We start from the raw sequence: 20,034 nt of genomic DNA, 5'->3' as shown, positions 1-20,034 counted from the left end.
TTAGACTGTTACCACGGGTAACGAGGGTATCGATATGAAGCGATTCATTGTGTTGAGTTTTGCATTTCTGGGGCTTGCCTTTTACGAGCTCAGCGGCGGGTCGGATTTCGACCCCATTGCGGCGCGCAATGAAGCGGTACTGGCGCGCAGCGGTGTCGATCTGAACGCCGGACCGTCAAATCCTGACGCAGGCGATACCATTGAATTTGTGCAAGCCGACGCACGGCCTGAGGTCACGCAGGTCTCGCTGAACCTGACATCACTTGGCGATGTGCTGGAGCGCCAGGACAGCACCACAGCGGAGCCGACGCCAACCATTGCGCCCCAACCCGAGGTCGCATCCGTAACGCCTGTCACCTTCACGCGCGACGAGGACGTGGTGCTGCCCAGCCTGATCTTCCCCGGAAGTACCGCGCGGGCCTCGTCCGATGCGGTCAACGCGGCAGCGGACCCCCGAGATCTCAGATCGGTGAGTGCGGACCGCGTGAACATGCGGGGTGGGCCCGGCACGCGGTTTGACGTGGTGACCCAGCTGCAACGCGACACCCGTGTCGAGGTTTTGCAGGACGATGGCTCCGGCTGGGTCAAGCTGCGCCCCGTCGATGGTGGCCCGGAAGGGTGGATCGCAGACTTCCTGCTGACCAGCGGATAGGCTTGCGCAGCGGGGTCTGCCTCGCCATTGCTGGTGCGGGCAGACGAGAGGCAGGCCATGGCAGACCGATCTATTCTTATTACCGGGTGCTCGTCGGGCATCGGGTACTGCGCGGCCGTGGGGATGCGCGCACGTGGGTGGCGGGTCTTTGCGGCCTGCCGCAAGCCCGACGACTGTGCGCGGTTGAAAGCCGAAGGGTTCGAGAGCCCGCTGATCGACTACACGGATGAGGCGACCATCAACGCCGGATTGGCCGAAGTTCTCGAGGCCACCGGAGGCACGCTGGACGCGCTATTCAACAACGGTGCGCATGGCACGCCCGGCGCTGTGGAGGATCTGCCCACCGACGCGCTGCGTGCGATCTTCGAGGCGAACTTCTTCGGCTGGCACCACCTGACACGCGCCGCGATCCCGGTGATGCGCCAGCAGGGGCACGGGCGGATCATCCAATGCTCCTCCGTTCTGGGGTTTATCACCCTGCCTTGGCGCGGTGCCTACAATGCGACAAAATACGCGCTTGAGGGGCTCACCGATACACTGCGGCTCGAGATGCGCGATACACCGATCCATGTCAGCCTGATCGAACCCGGCCCCGTCACCTCAAAGATCCGGCAAAACTCCATTCCGCATTTCGAGCGCTGGGTGGATTGGCGCGGCTCAGCGCGTCGTGCGGAGTATGAATCCGGCCTGAACACGCGCCTCTACGAAGACCGTGGACCGGACCGCTTCGAACTGCCTGCCACGGCCGTATTGGAAAAGCTGATCCACGCCTGTGAGGCGCCGCGCCCGCAACCGCGCTATTATGTGACGACACCGACCCACATCATGGGCGCGCTGCGCAGGGTGTTGCCGACCCGCGCGCTCGACTGGGTGTTGTCGCGCGGCTGAGTGCGCCGTGGTCTGGAAAACCGGTTCGCCTTTTGAGCGGACCCAGCTACATGTGCGGCTGACACAGAAAGGAATATTCCGTGGGTGACCCATTATTCGTGCTGATCATTCTGGCCTGTCTGGCCGTTGTCGTCGTTCTGATGCTGGGGCTGGGCGGCTTTGCCGGGGGCGGTGAGTTCAACAAGAAAAACTCCAACAAGCTGATGCGCTACCGGATCGCCGCGCAATTCGTCGCCGTCGTTCTCATCGTCCTGTATGTCTTCCTGCGTCAAAAGGGAGGCTGAGTACAATGGTCGTGCTGAACAAGATTTATACCAAGACCGGCGATGCGGGGGAGACCGCCCTTGGCAATGGTACGCGGGTCGCCAAACATGCGCTGCGCGTGTCGGCCTATGGCACATCCGATGAGTTGAATTCTTTCGTCGGTGTGGCGCGGCTGGAGGCGTCGGACGCAACCGATGAGGCGCTGAGCCGGATTCAGAATGACCTCTTTGACCTTGGCGCAGATCTCTGCCGCCCGGACATGGAGCAGGACGCGAACGCGGAGTATCCCCCGTTGCGGATGGTGAAGGAGCAGGTGGCGCGGCTGGAGGCGGAGATCGACGTCATGAATGCGGAGCTGGACCCGCTGCGCAGCTTCATTCTGCCTGGGGGTTCGGCGCTTGCCGCTCATCTGCACGTGTGCCGGACCGTCTCGCGCCGGGCAGAGCGGTTGTGCGTGGAACTGGCCACGATGGAAGCGATCAATCCGGCGGCGGTGAAATACCTCAACCGGTTGAGCGACTGGTTCTTCGTTGCCGCGCGCATGGCCAACAACAGCGGCAAAGACGACGTCTTGTGGGTTCCGGGCGCGAACCGCTGAAAGCGGCGGCATATACGGTAGGACCGTCGGCGACCTTACAGACGGCGACTACGGCCTGGCGAAGTCCTTATCACGGAACGAGTACGGCTCTGCGGGCATGCCGGACCGCCACCGGGACCGCCTCCCGGCATATGGATTACGACATAGCAGTCGTCGGCGGCATTGAGGTGGGATACGCCGCAGCCTATCGGAAATCTTTGCCCTGATCGGTGAAAATCGGCAAAAACGCGGCGTTCCTGCACGCAGGCGTGACGATTTTACACTGTTTCATGCGTGCCAGCTTGGGTAAACCACCGGTCAGAGAACGAAAGGCTCAACGGGAGTGTGAGTCGCATATCCAAGGAGAGAGACGCCAATGAAGGTTCTGGTACCTGTCAAACGCGTGATCGACTACAACGTGAAGGTGCGCGTGAAAGCGGACGGATCGGGGGTTGATCTCGCCAACGTGAAAATGTCGATGAACCCGTTTGACGAGATTTCCGTCGAACAGGCCATTCGGCTGAAGGAAGCGGGGCAGGCCGACGAGGTTGTCGTCGTCTCTATTGGCGTCAAGCAAAGCCAGGAAACCCTGCGCACTGCACTGGCGATGGGCGCCGACCGCGCCATTCTGGTTGTCGCTGCCGATGATGTGCATCAGGACATCGAACCGCTGACAGTGGCGAAAATCCTCAAGGCGATTGTCGACGAGGAGCAGCCGGGCCTCGTGCTCTGCGGCAAGCAGGCGATCGACAATGACATGAACGCCACCGGCCAGATGCTGTCGGCGCTGATGGGCTGGAGCCAGGCGACGTTCGCCTCCGAGATGGCCATTGAGGGCGATCACGCGGTGGTGAGCCGCGAAGTGGATGGCGGGATGCAAACCATCAAGGTCACGATGCCGACCGTCATCACGGTCGATTTGCGCCTGAATGAGCCGCGCTATGCCTCGCTGCCCAACATCATGAAGGCGAAGAAGAAGCCGCTCGACGAGAAAACAGCCGCCGACTACGGCGTTGACGTAACCCCGCGGCTGGAAATCGTGAAGACGGTGGAGCCGGAAGCCCGCGCCGCAGGGATCAAGGTGGGTTCTGTCGAGGAACTGGTTTCGAAACTCAAAGAAGCGGGGGCTGTGTAATGGCTGTTCTACTCCTTGCAGAAGTGACCGATGGCGAACTGTCCATGGACGCCACCTCGAAGGCGGTGACAGCCGCCAAGATGCTGGGCGATGTGACCGTGCTGGCGGCAGGCGGCTCTGCCGCAGCGGCGGGCGAAGCGGCCGCCAAGATCGACGGCGTGAGCAAAGTGCTGGTCGCCGAAGACGCGACCCTCGGCCACCGCCTTGCGGAATCCACGGCGGCACTGATCGTGTCGTTGTCAGGTGACTACGAGCACATCGTCGCCCCTGCGACCACGGACGCCAAGAACGTGATGCCGCGCGTTGCGGCCCTGCTTGACGTGATGGTGATCTCGGATGCCTCCGGCGTGGTCGATGGCAACACCTTCGAGCGCCCGATCTATGCGGGCAACGCGGTCCAGACCGTAAAGTCCGCCGATGCGAAAAAGGTCGTGACGTTCAGGACGTCGACGTTTGACGCCGCAGGCGAAGGCGGGGCGGCACCCGTTGAGACCATCTCGGCGGCCGACAACCCAGGCCTCAGCGAATGGGTCGAGGACAAGGTGGCCGAAAGCGACCGCCCCGAACTGACATCTGCGGGCGTGGTGGTCTCCGGTGGACGCGGCGTCGGCTCCGAAGACGATTTTGCGCTGATCGAGAAGCTGGCCGACAAGCTGGGTGCTGCTGTCGGCGCATCCCGTGCGGCGGTCGACTCAGGGTATGCGCCGAACGACTGGCAAGTGGGCCAGACCGGCAAGGTCGTTGCGCCCGATCTCTACGTCGCGGTGGGTATTTCCGGTGCGATCCAGCACCTGGCCGGCATGAAGGACAGCAAGATCATCGTCGCCATCAACAAGGATGAGGAAGCGCCGATCTTCCAGGTGGCGGACTACGGTCTGGTCGCGGATCTCTTCACCGCGGTGCCGGAGCTGATCGAGAAGCTCTGATCCCCGCTGCAGGATGAAACCGCCGGAAGGGCCGCGTGCTGCAACACGCGGCCCTTTCTCATACCAGGTCCTGTAAGATGGGGCCGAGTTTTTGCGACAGCTCCGCATGCGCCCTGGGCCCCAGCATCTCGGCCGCAGCCATGGCCTCCATCTGGCTGAACACCATGCCCTCCGTGCCCGCGGCCATTGCCTCGGGTGTCACGACAACCTCTGCATAGGCAGCGGCGTGGGAGACCAGATCATCGATCATCTCACGTGTGATGAACAGTGGCGACCGTGCGGTCGCTGGATCTATGCACTGCTTCTCCTCGGGCAAGGGCCCGTGATCGGCGAACCAGACCAGAACGACCTTGCCGGTGACTTTCTTCAGCAGCAGCTTCATCCGGGCAAGCCAGGCGGTCTGCACCTCATTGCGCACCGCCACAAAGCGCTCTTGCGACACATTGTAGAGCCGGCTCAACATATGCTTGTTGAAATGAAATTCGGCAAAGTCGACCTCCGGATAAATTGAGGTCAACAGGTTGGAGGCCGTCACGAAGCGATCATTCCGGCGTGGATGCACGGTGTAGAAGCGATTCGACAGGTTCTGCGCGCCGATGATCTGGACCACCGTGGCATCCGCCCGGCAACAGGCGTCGCAGAGAAAGCCGTCGTTCAGCAGGACATCCACACCCGCATTCGCGATGCCGAAGTTGATGCAGTTCACTCCCAGACCACTCTCAACAAGTGCGGGAAATGGATTTTTTATGAATTTTCCATAGGTTGCGGTGCCGCCCAAGAACGCCACATAGGGCGCATCGAGGCGCCGCTCCGGGCCACGGAACAGCAGTTTGGACCGGCCATATCGGCACGGCACATAGTCGAGAGCCCCCGCCCCCAGTACGTCATAGGTCATAAAACCCACCTTCAAAATCTCACCCGAAGACGAGTTTGCACGGGGTCCCCTTAGATTCCCTTAAACTGCCATTTTGAGCCGTATTTTAAACGACACCTGGCCTTGCAGCAGGCCCTCACTGCACCCTAAGGTGCCTCAAATCGAAAAGGGGTGACCGTTGGACATCAAGGCAATCGGGATTGTGGGCGCAGGGCAGATGGGCAACGGGATCGCGCATGTGATGTCGCTGGCCGGGTACGATGTGCTGCTCAATGACATCAGCGAGGACGCGCTCGACGCAGCGCTGCAGCTGATGGAAACGAACATGGCGCGGCAGGTCAGCCGCGGCAAGATCACGGAAGACGATCAGGCGGCGGCGCTGGGTCGGATCAAGACCACGCAAACGCTGACCGAGCTTGGCCAGGCCGATTTGATCATCGAAGCCGCAACCGAACGCGAAGCCGTCAAGCAGGCGATTTTCGAAGATCTCGTCCCGCATTTGCAGCCGCATACCATCCTGACCTCGAACACCTCGTCCATCTCCATCACCCGGTTGGCAAGCCGCACCGACCGGCCCGAAAAATTCATGGGGTTCCACTTCATGAACCCGGTGCCGGTGATGCAGTTGGTGGAACTGATCCGGGGGATTGCGACCGACGAGGCCACCTATACAGCCTGCAAGAACGTGGTGGATCGCCTTGGAAAGACAGCCGCATCCGCCGAGGATTTCCCCGCCTTCATCGTGAACCGGATCCTGATGCCGATGATCAATGAAGCGGTCTATACGCTCTATGAAGGGGTGGGCAGCGTGCAGTCCATCGACAGTTCCATGAAACTAGGGGCGAACCATCCGATGGGGCCGCTGGAGCTGGCAGACTTCATCGGGCTGGACACCTGCCTTGCGATCATGAACGTGCTGCACGACGGGCTGGCGGACACAAAATACCGGCCCTGCCCGCTGCTGACCAAGTATGTGGAAGCGGGCTGGCTGGGGCGCAAGACAGAGCGGGGGTTCTACGATTATCGCGGTGAAACGCCGGTGCCGACCCGCTAGTCCCTCAGTCTTTGAGCGCCAGGGTATGGTCGCGCAGCCACGCCATGAAACCCCGCGGATCGTCATCCCATTTGCGCACCTCGTCCATCTCCAGCGGATGTCCGACGATCGGGGCCTGGGATTTGTTCAGCGAATGCACGATCTCGTGCAGCAGCAACCCCTGTCGCAGGATCGGAGAGAGCTTGTTGGCGATCTGATAGGCGCGTGAATTCTGGCCCGGGAACTTGATCGGCACAACCGTCGCGCCGGAGCGGCGGATCAGTTTGGCGGTGAAGACATTCCACTCGCCCTCCACTGCGGGGCCGAAGAACGTCTCCGACGCCGCGACACCACCCGAGGGGAAGAGCGCGACCACGCCCCCGTCCTTCAGGTGCTGCATGGCCTTGGCGCGCATCTCGACACCCTTGCGCTGCGCATCGGGGTCATGCGGGAAAGGCACCGGGATCATGTAGGAGCCCGCCACCTCATCAATCACCGTGAGCAGCGAGCGCGTAAGGATGCGGTAGTCGGGCCGCACGCGACCGATCAGATCCGCGAAGATCATGCCATCGACCATTCCATGCGGATGGTTGGACACCACGATGACCGGGCCGGTCTTCGGGATGCGCGCGAGCTGGTGTTCGGGGGTCAGCAGGTCGATGCCCATCACATCCAGGGCCGCGCGCCAGAAGGCCTGCCCCTGCGGCGCACCGCGCCGTTCGAACTTGCGCACCAGCCGCAGGATCGTCAGCTTGCCGGTCAGCGCCTCGATGATACGGATGACGGTGGATTTCCAGGGGTCCTCGAAGGTCGAGGCGTAGGAGAGGCTGCGGCGGTCATATTTGGTGAAATTGACCGGTTCCGCCGCCCTCGTGGGCACGTCGATGTCTTGCGAGCTTTCTACCAAGACCTGTTATCCCGTTTTGCAGCTCTCTGACCGCGTCGTTTCTCTACTGGCCTTCGCCGAATTTGTTGGCCACCAGAGCCGTCAGCGCTTCCGCAAGCGCTTCAGCATCGGGTCCGGAGGTCCGAATGTCAATAAAGCTTCCCTTGGACGCTGCCAACATCAAAAGTCCCATAATACTGTCGCCCGAGGCGGACTGACCGTCTTTCGACACCTCCGCGCTGGCATCGAAACCTTCCACGACCTCGACGAGTTTGGCCGACGCGCGGGCGTGAAGCCCCTTCTCGTTCACGATCTCTAGGGTGCATTCAGTCATTGTGTTATCGGGTATCTTGCTCGGGACTTACGTTCTGGCTGTCGATGTACTTTTTTCCGGCTTCCAACGCCAGCCGCACCGCGTCCGGAACCGGCTTCTGCCGACTTTTCGCCAGTTTGATCAACATCGGCAGGTTCGCGCCATAGAGGATCCGGCGGTTGCCGGGGCGGCAGGCCAGCAGGCTGAGGTTGGAGGGCGATCCGCCATAGAGGTCGGTCACGACGACCACACCGCTGCCGGTATCGACCTCATTCGCGGCGTCGCAGATTTCACGCTCCTTGGCGGCACGGTCATGATCAGCGTCGATGGAGATGGCACGTATGCCGGGTTGCAGACCCACCACATGCTCGACTGCGGCCAAATACTCCCTGGCCAGCCCACCGTGGGCAACGATCACGATACCGATCACCGGCTCACGCCTCTTCCTTTTTACGCAGATCCAACTCCCGATGTCTTATTGACACCTGCCAGCCGTGCTCCGCAAGGCGCAAAGCATGCCTTTCAGCCATCACAACTGAGCGATGTTTGCCGCCCGTACACCCAAAGGCGATTGAGAGGTAAGACTTTCCCTCATCGCGATAAGCGGGCAGCAGCAGCACACAAAGATCGAGAACCTTGGTTTCGAAAGGCGCGAAGTTGGGATCTGCGGTGACGTGCTCGGCGACAGCCTCGGTCGTCCCGTCAAGTGCCCGCAGGTGGGGCACCCAGTAGGGATTGGCCAGGAACCGGCAGTCAAACACCATGTCGACACTGCGCGGCAGACCACGCTTGTAGGAAAAGGATTGAACCGAGACGGCCAGGCTCCGTTGACCGCCGAGCGCGAACCAATGTTCGACCTCCGCGCGCAATTGGTGCACGTTCAGATCGCTGGTGTCGATCAGGACATCCGCTCGGGACCGCAGAGGCTCGAGCATTTCAAGTTCGCGGATAATCCCATCGGAGGGCCGATCATCCGGTGCCAGCGGATGTCGGCGGCGGGTTTCGGAGAACCGGCGCAGCAGCACCTCGGTGCTGCAATCGAGATACAACAGCTCCGGCGCAAGTCCCGGAACTCCTGTGAGACGGCCCAGCACATCAATGATCGTATTGGTCGAGAAATCCCTGTTGCGGGGATCGATCCCAAGAGCAAGGGGGCGGTCCGCGCCCGGGTCCTCGAGCAGACCGGACAAGAGACGCAGCGGAAGGTTGTCCACCGCCTCGAACCCCGCGTCCTCCAGCACATTGAGCGCGCTGGACCGCCCTGCGCCGGACGGTCCGGTGACGAAAACAATCCTGCGCGCGGTCGGTTCGGGGTCGGTCATGACGGGTCTCTTCTTCCCGCCTTCAAGTATTGCAAAACCGCCGCAGGGAAACCGTTGCTGTCCACTTTGTGAAGACAGGGCAGGCTGACGCCTGCCACAATGCGGGTGTGACGCGTCGGGAGGCGGTCGGTTTCGAGGCGGTCCATGTCGATGACGAGGACGACCTGCGCGCGCGCGACCACGTCCGCATTCAAAAGACCGACGCCGCGCGCCTCGATGAGGCCGGAGATCGGGGCGGGCGCGCTGGCCCAGAGCGTGTCCCCATCCCGGGTCAGATGCGTGCGGTCATCAGAGACCAGCGCCGCTCCGAGAGCCATCATTTGCAAAGCCAGAGTCGATTTGCCCTGACCTGCCGCGCCGACAATCAAGGCCGCCTGCCCCTCCACCGCGACGGTTGTTGCGTGAAGGGTCGCCTCTGCTGGCGCCGATGCGCCGTCTGCCGGATTCCCCATCATGCTCTAGATCGGCAGGCCCACCACAAACCGCGCGCCGAGCGGGTCGGAGGTGATGTCCGCCTCGGTCGGTCGGATGTTCTCGGCCCAGATCACGCCGCCATGTGCCTCGACAATCTGCTTGGAGATCGCCAGCCCCAGGCCGGAGTTGTTTCCGAAGTGCTCGTCCGGGCGCTGGGAATAGAAGCGCCTGAAAATCTTGGCCAGGGCCTGATCCGGAATACCCGGGCCGGTGTCTTCCACAACGATCAAGACCCGGTTCTCCTTTTTGCGCGCCCAAAGGCGAATGGCATCACCCTCATCGCAGAAGGAGATCGCATTGGTGATCAGATTGACAAACACCTGCGCCAGACGGGCCTCGAGCCCATAGACGGTGATCGGCATGTTGGGCAGATCAGTGATAAAATCAATCCCCTTGGCACGTGCCTCTTCGCCCAGATACTGGCTGAGATTGGTCAGCGTGGCCAGCACATCGAACGGCTCTTCCTCTTCTTTCACCAGCTCGCTGTCGAGCCGCGAAGCATTCGAGATATCGCTGACCAGACGATCTAGCCGCCGGACATCGTGATCGATCACATCGAGCAGCTTGTTGCGCTGATCGTCGCGTTTGACCATGCGCAGCGTACCGACGGCAGAGCGCAGCGACGCCAGCGGGTTCTTGATCTCATGAGCGACATCAGCCGCAAATTGCTCGTTGCCGTCGATCCGGTTGTAGAGCGCCGAAATCATACCCCGCAGCGCGCCGCTCAACCGCCCGATCTCGTCCGGCCGCGCGGTCAGATCCGGGATCCGAATACGCCCCGAATTCATCTTGCGTGCGTTTTTGTCCCGACCGAGTTCCGCGGCGGCGGAGAGCTCTGCGAGCGGATTGGCGATGGTCGAGGCGAGCACGAGGCTCAAACCAACCGACACCAAGATGGCGATCACGAACATCTGCAAAACACGTTCGTGCCCAATGCGCACGAGGTGGTCGATCTCTCCGGCGGCAGTGGCCACCGCCACCACGCCGATCGCCTGACCGTTCTGCAGGATCGGCGTGATCACGGTGAAAAGCTTGCCGCCAACAATATCCAATTCGTTTCGGATCTGCGTGCCTTCGATGAGGCTGCTGTTGATCAACGGCTTCAGCTTTTCGCTCAACGGCGTCGTATCGGCGGGTCGTGGCTCGGCGAAGGGCGCGGAAATCGTCGTCCAAAGCCAGTTCAACCCGTCGGTCAGATAGGTCTTGTCGCCGAGGCCGCGGCCCTGTGGCCGGGTCGGCAGCTGACCCTCGATGTTTGCCACGAGCACTTCCGAACGGTCATAGACAAAGACATCGACACCGTTGCGAAGATCAAGCTCCGCCAGAGTGCTGGGCATGTCGATCCCATCGCCTGTTGCCAGGTTGACGGGGGCGCCGGTGGGCAGCTTCGCCTCGATCACGTCCGCGATCAGTTCCGCCTCGGACAGCAGCGAGGCCGCGCGCTGCAGGGCGAGACTGTCCCGCGACGAGTTGAGGTTGAGAATGCCTGTCACCAGCACACAGAGCGCGATGACATTGAACGTCACGATCTTTCTGGTGATCGGAGAGGCACGCAAGGACATGAGGCCCCGCCGCTCCCGAGGCGCGTGCTGGTCATCATCGGCCGTGTCGGGAGAGGCCGCGCGCTCGTCGCCCGCAGCGGTATCACCCTCCTGCGACGGCGGCGGGATCATATCCCGCACAAAGGTCCTCTCGGCCAGAGCCATCGCGTTACTCAATCTTCGTTGTATCGGTATCCTATGCCGTAGAGTGTCTCAATCGCCGAGAACTCTTCGTCAGCAGTCCGCATCTTCTTGCGCAACCGTTTGATATGGCTGTCGATTGTGCGGTCGTCCACGTAGACCTGATCGTCATAGGCAACGTCCATCAACTGATCGCGTGATTTGACGAAGCCCGGGCGCTGCGCCAGGGCCTGTAGCAACAGGAACTCGGTCACGGTCAACGAGACGTCCTTGCCTTTCCAGCTGACAGCGTGGCGCAGCGGATCCATGCGCAGATCGCCACGCTCCATCACCTTGGTCTCTTCGCTGTCGGCCACAACATCACCCGCCACTGCATCCTGACGGCGCAGGAGGGCCCTGATGCGCTCCACAAGAAGGCGCTGGGAGAAGGGTTTCTTGACGTAATCGTCCGCGCCCATGCGCAGCCCCAGAACTTCGTCGATCTCATCATCTTTCGACGTCAGGAAGATCACCGGCATGGCGGTTTTCTGACGCAGGCGCTGGAGCAGATCCATTCCGTCCATGCGGGGCATCTTGATGTCGAGGACCGCCATATCCGGCAGCTTCTTGTTGAAGGCGTCCAGTGCGGCTTGCCCGTCGTTATACGTTTCCACCTCGAAGCCCTCGGCTTCGAGCGTCATAGACACCGAGGTCAGGATGTTCCTGTCGTCATCCACCAATGCAATTTTAGACATGACCCGTTTCCTTGTACTGCCCTGCTCTGTGATTTTTCAGGTCCACGCCATTTGCGACCTTCCGAACCAATGCTCACGTGCGAATCAGCACAGCGCACCCGGACAGTTGGGTCACAATTTGATTACGAATGGCTAAATTGCTGCACGAAGTCGCCCTCATTTGGACAACAATGCTGTCCAACTCCGAGCGGTCGGCGGGCAGCCTAGACAAACTTTGCAATGGTGGCGCTAACTGCCGACAGGCGCCTGTTCAACAACAAAAACGTCATGCTATGTGGCGTCAGCGCCGAGATGCGCGGCGCCGAAACAGGAGACGACGGATGACACATGGACGGGTAAACCCGGACTTCACGCTCGAAGATCAAGGGATCAAGGGGGTGGGCACCGTCTACTACAACCTGATCGAGCCGGACCTCATCGAACAGGCGCTGACACGAGGCGAGGGCCGCCTCGGCAAGGGAGGTGCGTTCCTGGTATCGACCGGGAAATTCACCGGCCGCTCTCCCAAAGACAAGCATGTGGTCAAGACCGAGAGCGTGGCCGACACGATCTGGTGGGAGAACAATGCCGCGATGTCTCCCGAGGGCTTCGATGCGCTGCATGCGGATATGCTGGCGCATATGGAGGGCCGGGACTACTTCGTTCAGGATCTGACCGGCGGGGCTGACCCGAAGCACGCGATCAACGTCAGAATGGTGACCGAACTCGCCTGGCACGGGCTGTTCATCCGCCACATGCTCCGCCGTCCGGACCGCGAGGATCTGGACGATTTCATCGCCGATTTCACGGTAATCAATTGCCCGAGCTTTCAGGCGGACCCTGCCAAGCACAATTGCCGGTCGGAAACCGTGATCGCGATGAATTTCGACAAAAGACTGATCCTGATCGGTGGCACCGAGTACGCGGGCGAAAACAAGAAATCCGTCTTCACGCTGCTGAACTATCTGCTGCCCGAGAAGGGCGTGATGCCGATGCACTGCTCGGCCAATCACGCGACGGGCAATCCCGTCGATACAGCGGTGTTCTTCGGCTTGTCCGGGACCGGGAAGACGACCCTCTCAGCTGACCCGGCGCGCACGCTCATCGGCGATGACGAGCACGGCTGGTCCGACACCGGCACCTTCAATTTCGAGGGCGGCTGCTATGCCAAGACCATCAGCCTGAGCCCGGATGCCGAGCCGGAAATCTATGCCACGACAGAGAAATTCGGCACCGTCATCGAGAACATGATCTTTGATGACGAGACCCGAGAGCTGGATTTCGAGGATGACAGCCTGACCGCGAACATGCGCTGCGCCTACCCGCTGCACTATATCTCGAATGCCTCCACGTCGGCGCGCGGCGGGCATCCCAAGAACATCATCATGCTGACCTGTGACGCCTTTGGCGTGCTGCCGCCGATCTCGCGGCTGACACCGGCGCAGGCGATGTATCACTTCCTGTCGGGCTTTACCTCCAAGGTCGCTGGCACCGAGCGCGGCGTGACCGAGCCGGAGCCTACGTTCTCTACCTGCTTCGGCGCGCCCTTCATGCCGCGGCGGCCCGAAGTCTACGGCAACCTGTTGCGCGAGAAGATCGCGACCCATGGCGCGACCTGCTGGCTGGTGAACACAGGCTGGACTGGCGGCGCCTATGGCACCGGCTCGCGGATGCCGATCAAGGCCACCCGGGGGCTGCTCACCGCAGCACTGGACGGTTCGCTGGCCGATGCCACGTTCCGCAAGGATCCGAACTTCGGCTTTGACGTGCCGGTCGACGTGAAAGGCGTGCCGACCATCCTGCTCGACCCGCGACGCACCTGGGACGACGCCGAGGCCTACGACCGGCAGGCGGCGAAACTGGTGAAGATGTTCTCGGACAACTTCGAGCAGTATCTTCCGTTCATCGACGACGATGTGAAAGCAGCGGCGATCAGCTGATCGCCGCGTCGCGGGGCGTGATCAGGCGGCCTTCCGTTCGGGCTGTGGCACGTCGACGACGTCGATGATCGGCATCTCCAGCAGGTAACGGGTATCATCGTTGCTCAGATAGCTCAGGAAGCCCTCCAGCGGCCTGTCGGAGCCGTCGCGATACCAACGCAGCGCGCCCGGCTCGTTGTGCATGTACCCCATGCGCTCGGCAAAGCCCTTGAACGCGACGGTGCGCGCCATGAAGCCGAAGATGTAGTCGGGGTTCCACCGGCACATCGCCTCGTGGATGCCGTAGCGCGCGAGGACGGTCGACAGCCCCGTGCCGCGATATCGGCCGGTATCGCCCATCCAGACCTCGCCATGATAGACCACCTGCCCGGTGATGCGGTTCGCGCCGGGGCTCGCCCGAAACCGGGAGCGGCGCAGGTCGAGATCCGGTATCGCGGGCGGGAAGTCGCGGAACCGCTTGATCATGTACCCGCCCAGCGTCTTCTCCTGCAGGTCGATGAGCCGCGAGGCTTGCGTGTGCATCAGCATCCCCTCCGCATCGCGCGCGATGAGCCAGAAAGCGTTCGTCTCTGTGAGGTCGTGCACGTCGGGATCAAAGGGGGCACCAAGCACCTGCTGCGGACGCTCCTCCTTCAGCATCGTCCGGTACTTGAGGAAATTTGACCCAATCGTGACAGAAATGCGGTTTTGATGAAGAATATCGCGACTCGTCGCCACGAATTGTGTTCCCGCATTCAAACTTTGAAAAGACATGCCAAAACTCCTTTGCACGAGCATCCCCATGCAAAGGTTAGACTAAATATGCGCTTAACGCTCGAACTTTGCGTCAGCGGGGTCCAGTTTTACCATAATCTCGGCAGAAGGTTGCACAATCTTGCCATGATCGAGCCCAAATATCTCAATATCGGATGAAGGCTCGACAAGGGAATAGAGTGCCAGACTGCCGTCAGGGAATCGCCCTCCTAGCATTAGACGTTGATAGTTTACGGGTTTCAGGGTGCCGTCGGCCTCGGACGGGACCAGCGTGTACACATGGTCCAAGCGCAAACTTTGCGTCGTCTGGACCTCGTGAAAGGGCTCATCCAGCATCCGCGCGAAGTCGTCCCCACCCGGCATGCGCCCGAGCGACCGCCCCACGCTGCTGCGGGCCTTTGCCCATCCGAACCATTTCACAAAAAAGGAGTCCTCGCCGAACTCCACACAGATCCAACCGGCAATCGTGTGGCGGTAGACGATGAGATAGGGGCGCACGTGCTCCATGTGGGGCGATTCGATATCGCCGCCGGCCATCGCCCAGCTGCGCAAAGTCTCGCGTTGCAGACAGGAGGGCGAGTCCCAGACGCGCCCCAGCGAATGCTGTTGCTGCCAGAAGCACCACCCATCCGGCAGAACCGAACTGAAGAGCTGCAGGCCGTGGACATGGCCGACGTTGCTGTTGAGCCAGGCATTGCCACGGGCGAGGATTCCCAAGGCTTCGGGCAGCGCCCGCTCACCCGCTTCGGTGAGACGGTACTGCCGGTCCTCCACGGTAAAGAGCGCCTCGCCCTTCGCCTCTTCGAGCTGCGCGATATGGCGGCGCACGGTCTGCCGCGTACTTCCGAGTTCCTTGACCGCGTGGCTGAGATTGAGCGTCCGCGCCAGGGTCGTGAACGACCGGATCATCTCATGCAGCAGGCCATGAGAATCCGCGGACTTCTTGACCGCTTCGGAGGTATCGGACGGATCGACCATTCGGTTCATGCGACCGATGGTAAATTAATCACCCAGTAATGCAACATCTATCACCCATCACCTGAACATTTTTAGTCAAAAAAATGAAAAAGGTACTCAATTGAACGAGTCGGTGATTCCCGGAAAGAGTGTGAACAGTCACAACCAGAGGTGTTAAATAGTTATGTCCCATCCAGTTGATGTTCACGTTGGCCGCAAACTGAAGCAGATTCGCACGATGCGCCGCCTGTCCCAGACAGACGTCGCCCGTGAGTTGGATTTGTCGTTTCAGCAGATCCAGAAGTACGAAATCGGGTCGAATCGAATCGCCGCCAGCAGACTTTACGAGTTATCGCGCATCCTTGACGTTCCTACGTCTTACTTCTTCGAAGGTCTTGATACGGCGGCAGAAGCTTCTGACCGGCGGGATCCGAGCCTCGAGATCGTTACGGCGCTGGCTGCCATCCGAGACGATACCATCAAGACACGCATCGTGACCTTCATCGAAGATGTTTCGGGCGTGACAGTAGCACGTCAGGGCTGAGCCCCTGGTGACTGGCGCATCGGTAGGCAGCATAGCCTGCCTTCCGATGCGTCGCCGGTAATCCGAGAATCGTTAGTGAGTTTGTGACTGATCAGCGCCGCGCCAGCGGCGCTTTTTCTTGCTCAGGTTGCGGATTGGCCCGCATCAACAGAGTGTTTCCAAAGTCGCGCACAATCGAAGCCGCAAATGTGTGCGAAATTTTCGTCCAAATTGACGCATCCCTCCGCATTTATGTTGCGCTGCACCTGCGAAAGACTTACATCCTCCGGCAACCGATGAAGGATGCTATGATGCCGCATGATGGACAGACCCCGCCGCGCCAAACACCCGTGATCCTGGATGATCTGATCAGCCTGACAGCCGCCGCACTTGCCCCTGTGGACGCCCTGCTGCAAACCGCGGCCGCGCGGGTGAAATCGCTCGTGACCGAGGGCGATCGTGTCTCGGGCGCCCTGATTGAACAGCATCAAACCGCGGCCCATGGGCTCGCCTGGCTGGCGACCTATGCGCAAGCGCTTCGCCAGATGCAGGCCTGGGCCGAGAAGCTCTCCGCAGAAGGCAATTTCGGCGAGACGGAGCAATTGATCCAGCAGATCGCCTTCGGCGAATATCTCTGGCAAATGTACGGCGGGCTGCAGATGAACCAGGGCGAGATGCTGCGCCTCCAGGACCTCGGGCTCGACCAATCCGATATGCGCGCGATGATGGAACCGGCCATCATGACACTGACCCAGCAGAGCAACACGCAGGCGGCCCGCACACGCCTGGTAGAGCTGATGCAGGAACACTCCGCCAACATCATCACCGGCGCCTCGGGCCTCGATGACGAGTTGGAGATGATCCGCGAGCAGTTCCGCCGCTATGCGGTCGAAAAGGTCGAGCCCTTTGCGCACGACTGGCATCTCAACGACGAGCTGATCCCGCTGGAGGTGATCGAAGAGCTGGCTGAGATGGGCGTCTTCGGTCTGACCATCCCGGAGGAATACGGCGGCTTTGGTCTGTCGAAGGCCTCCATGTGCGTGGTCTCGGAAGAGCTGTCGCGCGGCTACATTGGTGTGGGCTCCTTGGGCACGCGGTCCGAGATTGCGGCTGAGCTCATCCTCGCGGGCGGCACGGATGCGCAGAAAGAGAAGTGGCTACCACAGTTGGCCAGCGCAGAAACGCTGCCCACCGCCGTCTTCACCGAGCCCAACACCGGGTCGGACCTCGGCTCCCTGCGCACCCGCGCTGTCAAGGAGGGTGAGGACTACAGGATTACCGGTAACAAGACCTGGATCACCCATGCCGCGCGCACCCATGTGATGACCTTGCTGGCGCGGACCGATCCGGAGACGACCGACTACAAAGGCCTGTCGATGTTCCTCGCGGAGAAAACACCCGGCACGGATGAGGCCCCCTTCCCCACCGAGGGCATGACCGGCGGCGAGATCGAGGTGCTGGGCTATCGCGGCATGAAGGAATACGAGCTCGCCTTCGACAACTTCCACGTCAAAGGCGAGAACCTGCTGGGCGGCGAAGAGGGCAAGGGGTTCAAGCAGCTCATGGAAACCTTCGAGAGCGCCCGCATCCAGACCGCCGCGCGCGCTGTTGGCGTCGGCCAGTCCGCCCTCGACATCTCGATGCAATACGCGCAGGACCGCAAGCAGTTCGGCAAACCGCTGATCGCTTTCCCGCGCGTGTCAGGCAAGCTGGCGATGATGGCGGTGGAGCTGACCATCGCGCGGCAGCTCACCTATTTCTCGGCCTTCGAAAAGGACGAGGGGCGCCGCTGTGACGTGGAAGCGGGCATGGCCAAGCTGCTGGGCGCGCGCGTCGCCTGGGCGGCAGCCGACAACGGGCTGCAAATCCACGGCGGTAACGGCTTTGCGCTGGAGTACAAGATCAGCCGCGTGCTCTGCGATGCGCGGATTCTCAACATCTTTGAAGGCGCTGCAGAAATCCAGGCCCAGGTGATCGCGCGGCGGCTGCTCGGCTGACCGCCTTTCAGGGTGCCGAACGGCGGGCATCCGCGCGATCCGGGGGCATTGATCAGAGGGCAAGCGCCGTTCAACGCCGTGTGGTCGCTTCGCACTTGCAGCATCACAACCACCTGCGTATGGCTGACCCATGGCGACACAGCGACTCACCCGGCAGAAGTGGATCGACGCAGGTCTGGATGCTCTCATTCTGAAGGGCCCGCCCGCCCTCGCGGCAGAGCCTCTTGCACGCGACCTGGGCGCCACCAAGGGCTCATTCTATTGGCATTTCAAGGATGTACCGGCGCTGCACGAGGCGGTGGTGAAGGACTGGCAATCGCGCGCCCTGTCGCAGATCGCAGAGGCGCTGGCCAAGGAGGGGAACTCCGAAAAACGGCTGCGCCGGTTCGGAGCCCAATTCGTTGCCGACAAGCAGGACCCGGCCTTCCGCGCCTGGGCGCACACGTCTCCGATGGTCGCGGACGCGCTGAGCGATGTGGATCAGGAGCGGCTGACCTATCTGGTCAACCTGCTCAATCACCTGGGCGTGCGCAATCCGGCCTTTGCGCAAAGCTGCCTCGGCGCGCTCATCGGCTTGCCGCAACTGCAGGGCCAGACCAAACCGACACAGGCCTTTGACACCATGGTGGACCTGGTGCTTGCCCTGAAATGATGCGCTACCGCGCCGCGGCGCTCGCCTTGCTGGTGCTCTGCGGAGCTCTGACAGCCTGCCGAGAGGACGAAACGCTGACCGCCTACGGCGCGGCGGAGAAGACCTGGCAGCTCACGGAACTGGATGGCGCCGCAATTTCCTACACCGCCAGCCTGCGCTTTCCCGAACCCGGTCGGATCGCGGGCACAGCGCCCTGCAACAGCTTCAATGGAGCCATGACCGTGCCCTACCCGTGGTTCGAGGCGCGTGACCTCGTCGTGACCCGGCGGGCCTGCCCGGCGCTCACCGAGGAGACCGCCTATCTCAGCGCGCTGACCGAGATGACCCTGTCCGAAGTGCTCGGCGATACGCTGATCCTGTCCACGCCGGAAGGCCGCAGCATGGTGTTCACAGCCGTCGAGTGAAGGCCGTGACAAACCGTGCCCGCGCCTCGGGCAGCGGCGCGTGGCCCAGATCCGTGGCCAGATGGGCCGTCAGGAAATGCCCTGTTGTCCGCAAGGCCTCGGCCACTTCGGCATCGCCGCCGGACCCGATACCGCGCAGCACATCCGGCAGCGGCAGCAGACGGTCCGCCCAATCGCCCGCTGCAGCCCGGGACACGGCCCGGCCTGACTTGGGCGAGACATAGGCCAGATCATCGCGCTGGCCGGTCACCGCACACACCTCCAGAGCGAGGCCATAGCCCATCTCTTCCAGCAGCAGAAGTTCCCAGCGCAGATAGGCCAAGGGCCATACCTCGGGCTGATCCAGAAGATCGAGCAGCTGCTCGGTCTGCAGATAGAGCCGGGGATGCGGCTCCCGATCCGGCAGGCAGAACCCCAGAAGTGCGGTGACGGCATTGAGCCCAGCCAGCGCCAAGCGATCTCCCAGGGCGGCGGCCGCGCGGCTGCGCACCGGCTCGACCACGAAGCTGCCGATGTGATCCTCCAACCGGGCCCGCCAGGTCAGATCAAGCTGGGCGCCGGGCTGCAGGATGGGGGCGATCTTGCGGCTGGTCCCGCCGCGCACCACTCCCGCGTGGCGCCCGTGATCAGGCGTGAAAACCTCAATAATTGCAGATGTTTCCCCGTGGCGGCGGCTGCTGAGCAAGATGCCTTCGTCGCGCCACTCCATCACGCAAGACCGGGCTGGTCCAACATGTGGCGGCCCGCACGGTCCTCCACCTCGACCACCCAGACATCGGGGTCATGACCGCGCTGGCGCGCGATCACGGCATCCACATCCGCTTCCTGCCCCTGTTCGAGGATCGCCCAGTTGCGGGTATCTTCCATCAGGTTATAGCTGCGCTGGTAGAGCGTCGCCTGCCCGTCCAGCCTGTTCAGCTTCACCAGCACGCTGCCCGCGTCGTCATCCCCATGCGCCACGATAAACGCAGGGATATCGAGCCCACGAAGCCGCATCAGATACGCATCAATCCAGAACCGCGCGGTCAGCCGGGTCATGCCGTGCTCTTCACCCGTCGCAAAATACCCA

General features: G+C 61.8%; 24 protein-coding genes. 12 read left to right on the top strand and 12 right to left on the bottom strand.

Features of this window, described 5'->3' with window-relative positions; genetic code table 11:
- The first annotated feature begins 34 nt into the window (after positions 1-34).
- The 6 genes from Q1A71_RS19065 to Q1A71_RS19040 all read left to right on the top strand — a co-directional run bounded on the left by Q1A71_RS19065 (position 35) and on the right by Q1A71_RS19040 (position 4,442).
- Complete coding sequence (locus Q1A71_RS19065; protein ID WP_299680235.1) at positions 35-652, top strand: SH3 domain-containing protein; 618 nt, start codon at positions 35-37, stop codon at positions 650-652.
- A gap of 57 nt (positions 653-709) precedes the next feature.
- Positions 710-1,540: an SDR family NAD(P)-dependent oxidoreductase gene (locus Q1A71_RS19060; RefSeq protein WP_299680231.1), complete on the top strand. Its 831-nt coding sequence runs from the start codon at positions 710-712 to the stop codon at positions 1,538-1,540.
- An 80-nt stretch (positions 1,541-1,620) separates the two neighbouring features.
- On the top strand, positions 1,621-1,824 hold the full coding sequence (locus Q1A71_RS19055; RefSeq protein WP_299680226.1) for a twin transmembrane helix small protein: 204 nt from the start codon (positions 1,621-1,623) through the stop codon (positions 1,822-1,824).
- A gap of 5 nt (positions 1,825-1,829) precedes the next feature.
- On the top strand, positions 1,830-2,402 hold the full coding sequence (locus Q1A71_RS19050; protein ID WP_299680222.1) for a cob(I)yrinic acid a,c-diamide adenosyltransferase: 573 nt from the start codon (positions 1,830-1,832) through the stop codon (positions 2,400-2,402).
- 355 nt (positions 2,403-2,757) lie between these two features.
- Positions 2,758-3,516 carry an electron transfer flavoprotein subunit beta/FixA family protein gene (locus tag Q1A71_RS19045; RefSeq protein ID WP_299680217.1) on the top strand — a complete coding sequence of 253 codons (759 nt, stop codon included), beginning with the start codon at positions 2,758-2,760 and terminating at the stop codon, positions 3,514-3,516.
- Positions 3,516-4,442 carry an FAD-binding protein gene (locus Q1A71_RS19040; protein WP_299680214.1) on the top strand — a complete coding sequence of 309 codons (927 nt, stop codon included), beginning with the start codon at positions 3,516-3,518 and terminating at the stop codon, positions 4,440-4,442. The genes Q1A71_RS19045 and Q1A71_RS19040 overlap by 1 nt, the downstream gene beginning before the upstream one ends.
- Before the next feature lie 58 nt (positions 4,443-4,500).
- Here Q1A71_RS19040 and Q1A71_RS19035 read toward each other — a convergent pair whose 3' ends face one another.
- Positions 4,501-5,337: a DUF6473 family protein gene (locus Q1A71_RS19035; protein ID WP_299680211.1), complete on the bottom strand. Its 837-nt coding sequence runs from the start codon at positions 5,335-5,337 to the stop codon at positions 4,501-4,503.
- Between the two features lie 157 nt (positions 5,338-5,494).
- Here Q1A71_RS19035 and Q1A71_RS19030 point away from each other — a divergent pair, with 157 nt between their 5' ends.
- A complete protein-coding gene (locus tag Q1A71_RS19030) occupies positions 5,495-6,370 on the top strand; it encodes a 3-hydroxybutyryl-CoA dehydrogenase (RefSeq protein ID WP_299680207.1) in 876 nt (291 codons plus the stop codon).
- 4 nt (positions 6,371-6,374) lie between these two features.
- On the opposite strand, the gene Q1A71_RS19025 is transcribed toward Q1A71_RS19030, so the two are convergent.
- From Q1A71_RS19025 to Q1A71_RS18995, 7 genes are all read right to left on the bottom strand, one after another.
- Positions 6,375-7,229 carry a lysophospholipid acyltransferase family protein gene (locus Q1A71_RS19025; RefSeq protein ID WP_299680204.1) on the bottom strand — a complete coding sequence of 285 codons (855 nt, stop codon included), beginning with the start codon at positions 7,227-7,229 and terminating at the stop codon, positions 6,375-6,377.
- A 70-nt stretch (positions 7,230-7,299) separates the two neighbouring features.
- Positions 7,300-7,569 (bottom strand): HPr family phosphocarrier protein, encoded by a 270-nt coding sequence (locus tag Q1A71_RS19020; RefSeq protein ID WP_299680199.1) that lies wholly within the window; start codon positions 7,567-7,569, stop codon positions 7,300-7,302.
- 4 nt (positions 7,570-7,573) lie between these two features.
- A complete protein-coding gene (locus tag Q1A71_RS19015) occupies positions 7,574-7,978 on the bottom strand; it encodes a PTS fructose transporter subunit IIA (RefSeq protein WP_299680196.1) in 405 nt (134 codons plus the stop codon).
- A 4-nt stretch (positions 7,979-7,982) separates the two neighbouring features.
- Positions 7,983-8,870, bottom strand: coding sequence for an RNase adapter RapZ (rapZ, locus tag Q1A71_RS19010; protein ID WP_299680192.1), 888 nt, complete (start codon positions 8,868-8,870; stop codon positions 7,983-7,985).
- Positions 8,867-9,325 (bottom strand): HPr kinase/phosphatase C-terminal domain-containing protein, encoded by a 459-nt coding sequence (locus Q1A71_RS19005; RefSeq protein WP_299680189.1) that lies wholly within the window; start codon positions 9,323-9,325, stop codon positions 8,867-8,869. Before Q1A71_RS19005 ends, rapZ begins: the two co-directional genes overlap by 4 nt.
- A 3-nt stretch (positions 9,326-9,328) precedes the next feature.
- Complete coding sequence (locus Q1A71_RS19000; RefSeq protein WP_299680186.1) at positions 9,329-11,050, bottom strand: sensor histidine kinase; 1,722 nt, start codon at positions 11,048-11,050, stop codon at positions 9,329-9,331.
- 8 nt (positions 11,051-11,058) lie between these two features.
- Positions 11,059-11,760, bottom strand: a complete 702-nt coding sequence (locus Q1A71_RS18995; protein WP_299680183.1) for a response regulator transcription factor — start codon at positions 11,758-11,760, stop codon at positions 11,059-11,061.
- Between the two features lie 320 nt (positions 11,761-12,080).
- Between Q1A71_RS18995 and Q1A71_RS18990 the strand changes: the two genes are divergently transcribed.
- Positions 12,081-13,679, top strand: coding sequence for a phosphoenolpyruvate carboxykinase (locus tag Q1A71_RS18990; protein WP_299680180.1), 1,599 nt, complete (start codon positions 12,081-12,083; stop codon positions 13,677-13,679).
- A gap of 21 nt (positions 13,680-13,700) precedes the next feature.
- Here Q1A71_RS18990 and Q1A71_RS18985 read toward each other — a convergent pair whose 3' ends face one another.
- Together Q1A71_RS18985 and Q1A71_RS18980 are read right to left on the bottom strand one after the other, a co-directional pair.
- Positions 13,701-14,432, bottom strand: coding sequence for a hypothetical protein (locus Q1A71_RS18985; protein WP_299680177.1), 732 nt, complete (start codon positions 14,430-14,432; stop codon positions 13,701-13,703).
- A 54-nt stretch (positions 14,433-14,486) separates the two neighbouring features.
- Entirely contained in the window at positions 14,487-15,410 is a 924-nt protein-coding gene (locus Q1A71_RS18980) for a LysR family transcriptional regulator (RefSeq protein ID WP_299680174.1), read from the bottom strand.
- A gap of 163 nt (positions 15,411-15,573) precedes the next feature.
- Here Q1A71_RS18980 and Q1A71_RS18975 point away from each other — a divergent pair, with 163 nt between their 5' ends.
- From Q1A71_RS18975 to Q1A71_RS18960, 4 genes are all read left to right on the top strand, one after another.
- Entirely contained in the window at positions 15,574-15,933 is a 360-nt protein-coding gene (locus tag Q1A71_RS18975) for a helix-turn-helix transcriptional regulator (RefSeq protein ID WP_299680171.1), read from the top strand.
- 290 nt (positions 15,934-16,223) lie between these two features.
- Positions 16,224-17,909 (top strand): acyl-CoA dehydrogenase family protein, encoded by a 1,686-nt coding sequence (locus Q1A71_RS18970; RefSeq protein ID WP_299680167.1) that lies wholly within the window; start codon positions 16,224-16,226, stop codon positions 17,907-17,909.
- Positions 17,910-18,039: 130 nt separating this feature from the next.
- Positions 18,040-18,561 (top strand): TetR/AcrR family transcriptional regulator, encoded by a 522-nt coding sequence (locus tag Q1A71_RS18965; protein WP_299680165.1) that lies wholly within the window; start codon positions 18,040-18,042, stop codon positions 18,559-18,561.
- A complete protein-coding gene (locus tag Q1A71_RS18960; protein ID WP_366140313.1) occupies positions 18,558-18,965 on the top strand; it encodes an META domain-containing protein in 408 nt (135 codons plus the stop codon). The genes Q1A71_RS18965 and Q1A71_RS18960 overlap by 4 nt, the downstream gene beginning before the upstream one ends.
- Here the strand turns inward: Q1A71_RS18960 and recO are convergent.
- Both recO and Q1A71_RS18950 read right to left on the bottom strand, forming a co-directional pair.
- Positions 18,949-19,674 carry a DNA repair protein RecO gene (gene recO / locus Q1A71_RS18955; RefSeq protein ID WP_299680163.1) on the bottom strand — a complete coding sequence of 242 codons (726 nt, stop codon included), beginning with the start codon at positions 19,672-19,674 and terminating at the stop codon, positions 18,949-18,951. The two genes, Q1A71_RS18960 and recO, sit on opposite strands and share 17 nt — an antisense overlap.
- The gene (locus Q1A71_RS18950) at positions 19,674-20,003 is read right to left on the bottom strand and encodes a DUF1491 family protein (protein WP_299680160.1); all 330 of its coding nucleotides are present in this window, start codon (positions 20,001-20,003) and stop codon (positions 19,674-19,676) included. Before Q1A71_RS18950 ends, recO begins: the two co-directional genes overlap by 1 nt.
- Between the last annotated feature and the right edge of the window lie 31 nt (positions 20,004-20,034).

It is taken from the genome of uncultured Roseobacter sp. (assembly GCF_947493125.1).
Taxonomy (GTDB): Bacteria; Pseudomonadota; Alphaproteobacteria; order Rhodobacterales; family Rhodobacteraceae; genus Roseobacter.
The sequence above is the reverse complement of the archived record's forward strand: the minus strand, read 5'-3'. Positions and strand labels throughout refer to the sequence as shown.

What these genes read in the sequence shown, in the direction of transcription:
- Q1A71_RS19065 (WP_299680235.1), top strand. Translation starts at nt 35, where the DNA reads ATGAAGCGATTCATTGTGTTGAGTTTTGCATTTCTGGGGCTTGCCTTT.
- Q1A71_RS19060 (WP_299680231.1), top strand. Translation starts at nt 710, where the DNA reads ATGGCAGACCGATCTATTCTTATTACCGGGTGCTCGTCGGGCATCGGG.
- Q1A71_RS19050 (WP_299680222.1), top strand. Translation starts at nt 1,830, where the DNA reads ATGGTCGTGCTGAACAAGATTTATACCAAGACCGGCGATGCGGGGGAG.
- Q1A71_RS19045 (WP_299680217.1), top strand. Translation starts at nt 2,758, where the DNA reads ATGAAGGTTCTGGTACCTGTCAAACGCGTGATCGACTACAACGTGAAG.
- Q1A71_RS19040 (WP_299680214.1), top strand. Translation starts at nt 3,516, where the DNA reads ATGGCTGTTCTACTCCTTGCAGAAGTGACCGATGGCGAACTGTCCATG.
- Q1A71_RS19035 (WP_299680211.1), bottom strand. Translation starts at nt 5,337, where the DNA reads ATGACCTATGACGTACTGGGGGCGGGGGCTCTCGACTATGTGCCGTGC.
- Q1A71_RS19020 (WP_299680199.1), bottom strand. Translation starts at nt 7,569, where the DNA reads ATGACTGAATGCACCCTAGAGATCGTGAACGAGAAGGGGCTTCACGCC.
- rapZ (WP_299680192.1), bottom strand. Translation starts at nt 8,870, where the DNA reads ATGACCGACCCCGAACCGACCGCGCGCAGGATTGTTTTCGTCACCGGA.
- Q1A71_RS19005 (WP_299680189.1), bottom strand. Translation starts at nt 9,325, where the DNA reads ATGATGGGGAATCCGGCAGACGGCGCATCGGCGCCAGCAGAGGCGACC.
- Q1A71_RS19000 (WP_299680186.1), bottom strand. Translation starts at nt 11,050, where the DNA reads ATGGCTCTGGCCGAGAGGACCTTTGTGCGGGATATGATCCCGCCGCCG.
- Q1A71_RS18995 (WP_299680183.1), bottom strand. Translation starts at nt 11,760, where the DNA reads ATGTCTAAAATTGCATTGGTGGATGACGACAGGAACATCCTGACCTCG.
- Q1A71_RS18990 (WP_299680180.1), top strand. Translation starts at nt 12,081, where the DNA reads ATGACACATGGACGGGTAAACCCGGACTTCACGCTCGAAGATCAAGGG.
- Q1A71_RS18985 (WP_299680177.1), bottom strand. Translation starts at nt 14,432, where the DNA reads ATGTCTTTTCAAAGTTTGAATGCGGGAACACAATTCGTGGCGACGAGT.
- Q1A71_RS18980 (WP_299680174.1), bottom strand. Translation starts at nt 15,410, where the DNA reads ATGGTCGATCCGTCCGATACCTCCGAAGCGGTCAAGAAGTCCGCGGAT.
- Q1A71_RS18975 (WP_299680171.1), top strand. Translation starts at nt 15,574, where the DNA reads ATGTCCCATCCAGTTGATGTTCACGTTGGCCGCAAACTGAAGCAGATT.
- Q1A71_RS18970 (WP_299680167.1), top strand. Translation starts at nt 16,224, where the DNA reads ATGCCGCATGATGGACAGACCCCGCCGCGCCAAACACCCGTGATCCTG.
- Q1A71_RS18965 (WP_299680165.1), top strand. Translation starts at nt 18,040, where the DNA reads ATGGCGACACAGCGACTCACCCGGCAGAAGTGGATCGACGCAGGTCTG.
- Q1A71_RS18960 (WP_366140313.1), top strand. Translation starts at nt 18,558, where the DNA reads ATGATGCGCTACCGCGCCGCGGCGCTCGCCTTGCTGGTGCTCTGCGGA.
- recO (WP_299680163.1), bottom strand. Translation starts at nt 19,674, where the DNA reads ATGGAGTGGCGCGACGAAGGCATCTTGCTCAGCAGCCGCCGCCACGGG.
- Q1A71_RS18950 (WP_299680160.1), bottom strand. Translation starts at nt 20,003, where the DNA reads ATGACCCGGCTGACCGCGCGGTTCTGGATTGATGCGTATCTGATGCGG.